The organism is Pseudomonas sp. SDO5522_S412 (assembly GCF_054071215.1).
The window spans coordinates 1-5,315 of record NZ_JBSVWQ010000319.1 but is presented as its reverse complement, the minus strand read 5'-3'; the positions used below and the strand labels follow the sequence as shown (position 1 = coordinate 5,315).

The window sequence follows — 5,315 nt, the reverse complement described above, 5'->3', positions numbered from 1 at the left end:
CAATATATCCGGCAACTGATACACCGCTTTCGCGAGCAAGCCCGCTCCCACACTGGTTCTGTGTGGTTGTCTAAATACTGGCTATTAACGGCGCCCCAAACGATTCCCGCAGAAACCCCGGCGCGATATACCGCTCGTAATGCGCCTCGGACAACAGGAAAAACTCCCGGTCAATCGCATCCCGCAAATCTGCCAGATTGCGCTCGCGAAACTCCGGCAACAGCGCCAACCCATACGCATCCAGCTTCGAAATCACCCGCGCGCCCCGGGCAATCAATTGGTACGCCCAGCAATACGGCGACTGGTGGGGCACAAAGCGGATCTTGCGATCTTCCAGTTGCTGGCGCAGGCGCTGCGGGTCCAGCACCTGCAGCTTGCTGGTCATCACCTGCACCAGCAGTTGTTCCAGGCGCAGCCACACCGCCTGTTTCTCCTCGGCGTTGTAGCCGTTCCACTGAATCACTTCATGGTGATAACGCTTGCAACCCCGGCACACCAGGTCTCCGTAGACGGTGGAGCACAGGCCGACGCAGGGGGTCTTGATGGTTTGATTGGGCATAAAAAAACATCGACAGGTGAAACAACACGGCCCCCGAAGGGGCCGCTTTAAATCAATCCCAGCTCAGCGCGCCGCCAGTCTGGTACTCGATCACACGGGTCTCGAAGAAATTCTTCTCTTTCTTCAAGTCCATGATCTCGCTCATCCACGGGAATGGGTTAGTCGTCCCTGGATACTCTTCCTTCAACCCAATCTGCGACAGACGACGGTTCGCGATGAACTTGAGGTAGTCCTCCATCATCGCCGCATTCATGCCCAACACCCCACGCGGCATGGTGTCACGCGCGTATTCGATCTCCAGCTGAGTCCCTTGCAGGATCATCTGGGTCGCTTCTTCCTTCATCTCGGCATCCCACAAATGCGGGTTTTCGATTTTGATCTGGTTGATCACATCGATACCGAAGTTCAGGTGCATCGACTCATCCCGCAGGATGTACTGGAACTGCTCGGCCACGCCGGTCATTTTGTTGCGACGGCCCATGGACAAAATCTGGGTAAAGCCGCAGTAGAAGAAGATGCCTTCCAGGACGCAGTAGTACGCCACAAGGTTGCGCAGCAGCTCTTTGTCAGTCTCAACGGTACCGGTTTCGAACTTCGGATCGGAGATCGAACGGGTGTACTTCAAGCCCCAGGCAGCCTTTTTGGCGACCGATGGAATCTCGTGGTACATGTTGAAGATCTCGCCTTCATCCATGGCCAGCGATTCGATGCAGTACTGGTAGGCGTGGGTGTGGATCGCTTCTTCGAAGGCCTGGCGCAGGATGTACTGGCGGCACTCCGGGTTGGTGATCAGGCGGTACACGGCCAGTACCAGGTTGTTCGCGACCAACGAATCCGCAGTGGAGAAGAAGCCGAGGTTGCGCATCACGATGCGACGTTCGTCGTCGGTCAGGCCTTCGGGGTTTTTCCACAGGGCGATGTCGGCGGTCATGTTGACCTCTTGCGGCATCCAGTGGTTGGCGCAGCCGTCGAGGTATTTCTGCCAGGCCCAGTCGTACTTGAAGGGTACGAGTTGGTTGAGGTCGGCGCGGCAGTTGATCATGCGCTTTTCGTCAACAGCGACGCGGGCGGCGGAGCCTTCGAGTTCGGCGAGGCCTTCGGCGACGTCGAGCTTGTCGAGGGCGGCCTTGGCGCGGATGATCGCGGCGGAGTCGCTGGCGGTCACGTTGCGGGCTTCGAGGGCGGCGGCAGCGCCGGCACCGTCGAGGCGGTCCATGTTGGCTTCGGTGGCGTGGCCGGCGTTGGCGCCCCGGATGACTACGTCACCGGTGTCTGGTTGATCTGCTTCATCCCAACTCAGCATTGAATTGCTCCTTCGTGGTCCGTCTGACGGCGTGGGCTTCGATTCACCCAGCGTGTTCAAAAATGTGCGTTTTGCAGGCTTCAAGGCATTGAAATACGGCGCATAGTGTGGTCGGTGTTCAGCGTTCTTGCACACTATGTAGTGGTTGTCTGTGTTTGTGGGCACACTATATGGGGTGTGGCAACGATGGTCAACGCACAAGACCAGGCCGATGGTCGCAGGGCCATGACTAAAACTCACAGCCCCATGACTTTTAATGGTTACGGCCGCTACCCGGGCCAGTGCTAAAAATTCGCCAACCAGCTCCCCATAACAAAAAAGAGCGTTTGCGAAATGAAAGCACTTGATCTGTACATCGGCGAAGGCTTCGAAGGCCCAGGCGTCAATGCTGCCCACATCAACATCCTCATCGGCCCGCGCAACGGTCCGGCCGGCCAGGCGTTTGCCAACAGTTTGGCGTCGCCAAGCCAGGGCCATTGCCCGTTCATGGTGATTGCCCAGCCGAACATCCCGGTCAAACCCATGACCCTCTACGTCAACAAGGCCGCCATCGGCAGCGACCTGCACGGCAATGCCACCTGGGGCGCGTCCCAGGCCGGGATCGCCAAGGCGGTGCTCGAAGCCCTGCTCGACGGCACCCTGCCGCCGGAAGCCGAAGACGAGTGGGCGATTGTCACCGCCAACTGGGTCAACCCGGCCTGCGACGACCTGGATGCGGTCTACCTCAACAACTACAACGCCTGCCGCACCGCGATCCGCGCCGCCCTCACAGGCTTGCCGCACACCGCGCAACTGGCGGATGTGGTCAACCACATCAGCAACCCTTTCTACACGCCAAAAGCCTGAGGACATTCCCATGCAATACATCCGTTTGGGCAACTCCGGCCTGCAAGTCTCGCGCCTGTGCCTGGGCACCATGAACATGGGCACCCCGGACTGGAAGCCGTGGATTTTCGACGAGAAACAAAGCGAACCCATCGTTGCCCATGCCCTGGCCAACGGTGTCAACTTCATCGACCTGGCGGACTTCTACTCCGCAGGTGTCGGCGAAGAAGTGGTCGGGCGCATCCTCAAGCGCGTTGCGCGCCGTGAAGACATCGTGGTCACCACCAAGGTCGGCTACGGCACCCGCAGCGGCATCAATGCCAGCGGCCATTCGCGCAAGCACATCATGGACAGCATCGACGCCTCCCTGAGCCGCCTTGGCATGGATTACGTCGACGTGTTCATGCTGCATTACTTCGACGTGAACACCCCGGTGGAAGAAACCATGGGCGCCCTCAACGACATCGTGCGTTCCGGCAAGGCGCGCTACATCGGCGTGTCGACCATGCTCACCGGGCAACTGGCAAAAATCCTCATGGCCTGCGAGCGCAACGGCTGGGTCAAGCCGATCAACATGCAGCTGCAACTGAACTGCGCCTACCGCGAGGAAGAGCGCGAGATGATCCCGTTCTGCCGCGACCAGGGCCTGGGCGTGTCGGTGTTCAGCCCGCTGGCCCGTGGCTTGCTCACCGGCGAAGTGCAGTCGACCCGCAACCAGACCGACTTCTTCACCCAGCAGATGTACAGCGACCAGGCGTCGTTCGACATCGCCCACTCGGTGCAACGTGTGGCCCGTGCCCGTGGCGTGTCCAACGCACAGATTGCCCAGGCCTGGGTGGCCAATCATCCGGGTGTGGACGTGATGCTGGTGGGCGCCGACACCACCGCACAATTTGATAGCGCGCTCGCCGCTTTGGACACCCGACTGGATGCCGAAGAACTGCACGAGCTGGAACGCAACTACACGCCGTGCGATGTGATCAACGACTACACCGCCGGCAAACGCATCTTGCGCAGCGCCCGTCCGGGCCTGGACCGTTTTAACCTGATAGAGGCCGTGGCATGAACCCGCTGATTCGCACAGGCAATTTCATTGATGGCCAATGGTCCAGCGGTGGGCCGGTCTACCCGGTGCGCAACCCGGCCAATGGTGCGCAGATCGCCGAAGTACAACGCGCCGGTGCTGAAGAAACCAACCTGGCCATTGCCGCCGCCAACCGCGCGTTGCCGGCCTGGCGCAAGCTCACCGCCAAGGAGCGCAGCCAGCGCCTCAAGCGCTGGAGCGAGTTGATGCTGAGCAACCAGAAGGACCTGGCCCACCTGCTCAGCCTGGAACAGGGCAAGCCGCTGGCCGAAGCCATGGGCGAAGTGGTCTACGCGGCGAGCTTCCTCGAATGGTTTGCCGAAGAAGCCAAGCGTGCCTATGGCGACGTGATCCCGAGCCACAAGGCCGACGCGCGGATCATCGTGACCAAGGAAGCCATCGGCGTGGTCGCAGCGATCACCCCATGGAATTTCCCTCTGGCCATGGTCACCCGCAAGGTTGGCCCGGCGCTGGCGGCGGGGTGCACGATGATTCTCAAACCGTCGGAAGAAACCCCGCTGTCGGCCTTCGCCCTGGCGGTGTTGGCAGAACAGGCCGGGATTCCGGCGGGCGTGTTCAACATCGTGTCCGGCGATGCCGTGGCCATCGGTGGCGCACTGCAAGCCTCCAGCATTGTGCGCAAGCTGTCCTTCACCGGCTCCACCCGCACCGGCAAGCTGCTGATGCGCCAGGCCGCCGACACCCTGAAAAAGGTCTCCCTGGAACTGGGCGGCAACGCACCCTTTATCGTGTTTGACGATGCCGACCTGGACGCTGCCGTCAAAGGCGCCATGGCTTCCAAGTTTCGCAATACCGGGCAGACCTGCGTCTGCGTCAACCGCTTCTTCATCCAGGACGGTGTGTACGATGCGTTCACCCGCAAGCTGGCCGAAGCGGTCTCTGCGATGCGCGTCGGCAGCGCCCTCGAGGGCGAAACCGAACAAGGCCCGCTGATCAATGCGGCCGCGTTGGCCAAGGTTGAAGCCCACGTCGGCGACGCCCTGGAGAAAGGCGCCAAGCTGCTGTGCGGCGGCCGTCGCCATGCCTTGGGCGGGACGTTCTTCGAACCGACCATCCTCACCGAAGCCCACGGCGAGATGCTGATTGCCCAGGAAGAAACCTTCGGCCCGGTGGCGGCCTGCTTCCGCTTCAAGGACGAAGCCGAAGTGCTGCAACGGGCGAATGACACGCCGTTTGGCTTGTCCGCCTACTTCTACAGCCGCGACATCGGCCGCGTATGGCGCATGGCCGAAGGCCTGGAAGCGGGCATGGTCGGGATCAACGAAGGGATCATCTCCACCGAAGTCGCACCGTTTGGCGGGATCAAGGAGTCGGGCCTGGGCCGTGAAGGTTCCAGGTACGGCCTGGAGGATTACCTGGAGATCAAATACCTGTTGATGGGCGGTCTCTGACCCCATTTACCCAAACAACACCGATCCAATGTGGGAGCGGGCTTGCTCGCGAAAGCGGTGGGGCTGCCACAACCCACACTGAACGCCACACCACCCTCGCGAACAAAACCACCCCCCCCAAGAAACAGGATT

At 60.8% G+C, this 5,315-nt stretch carries 5 protein-coding genes; 3 read left to right on the top strand and 2 right to left on the bottom strand.

The window, feature by feature from the left end; translation table 11 throughout:
* Positions 1 to 70: 70 nt before the first annotated feature.
* Together ACW9I6_RS30550 and ACW9I6_RS30545 are read right to left on the bottom strand one after the other, a co-directional pair.
* Positions 71 to 559: a DUF1289 domain-containing protein gene (locus tag ACW9I6_RS30550; protein ID WP_003208512.1), complete on the bottom strand. Its 489-nt coding sequence runs from the start codon at positions 557 to 559 to the stop codon at positions 71 to 73.
* A 52-nt stretch (positions 560 to 611) separates the two neighbouring features.
* On the bottom strand, positions 612 to 1,862 hold the full coding sequence (locus ACW9I6_RS30545) for a ribonucleotide-diphosphate reductase subunit beta (protein WP_008432895.1): 1,251 nt from the start codon (positions 1,860 to 1,862) through the stop codon (positions 612 to 614).
* 333 nt (positions 1,863 to 2,195) lie between these two features.
* Here ACW9I6_RS30545 and fae point away from each other — a divergent pair, with 333 nt between their 5' ends.
* From fae to ACW9I6_RS30530, 3 genes are read left to right on the top strand one after another with little or no spacing between them, the layout of a single operon-like run.
* Positions 2,196 to 2,708 (top strand): formaldehyde-activating enzyme, encoded by a 513-nt coding sequence (gene fae, locus ACW9I6_RS30540; RefSeq protein WP_003212394.1) that lies wholly within the window; start codon positions 2,196 to 2,198, stop codon positions 2,706 to 2,708.
* Positions 2,709 to 2,718: 10 nt separating this feature from the next.
* Positions 2,719 to 3,753 (top strand): aldo/keto reductase, encoded by a 1,035-nt coding sequence (locus ACW9I6_RS30535; protein WP_102369231.1) that lies wholly within the window; start codon positions 2,719 to 2,721, stop codon positions 3,751 to 3,753.
* On the top strand, positions 3,750 to 5,183 hold the full coding sequence (locus tag ACW9I6_RS30530) for an NAD-dependent succinate-semialdehyde dehydrogenase (RefSeq protein WP_008432891.1): 1,434 nt from the start codon (positions 3,750 to 3,752) through the stop codon (positions 5,181 to 5,183). The genes ACW9I6_RS30535 and ACW9I6_RS30530 overlap by 4 nt, the downstream gene beginning before the upstream one ends.
* Positions 5,184 to 5,315 lie beyond the last annotated feature (132 nt).

What these genes read in the sequence shown, in the direction of transcription:
- ACW9I6_RS30550 (WP_003208512.1), bottom strand. Translation starts at nt 559, where the DNA reads ATGCCCAATCAAACCATCAAGACCCCCTGCGTCGGCCTGTGCTCCACC.
- ACW9I6_RS30545 (WP_008432895.1), bottom strand. Translation starts at nt 1,862, where the DNA reads ATGCTGAGTTGGGATGAAGCAGATCAACCAGACACCGGTGACGTAGTC.
- fae (WP_003212394.1), top strand. Translation starts at nt 2,196, where the DNA reads ATGAAAGCACTTGATCTGTACATCGGCGAAGGCTTCGAAGGCCCAGGC.
- ACW9I6_RS30535 (WP_102369231.1), top strand. Translation starts at nt 2,719, where the DNA reads ATGCAATACATCCGTTTGGGCAACTCCGGCCTGCAAGTCTCGCGCCTG.
- ACW9I6_RS30530 (WP_008432891.1), top strand. Translation starts at nt 3,750, where the DNA reads ATGAACCCGCTGATTCGCACAGGCAATTTCATTGATGGCCAATGGTCC.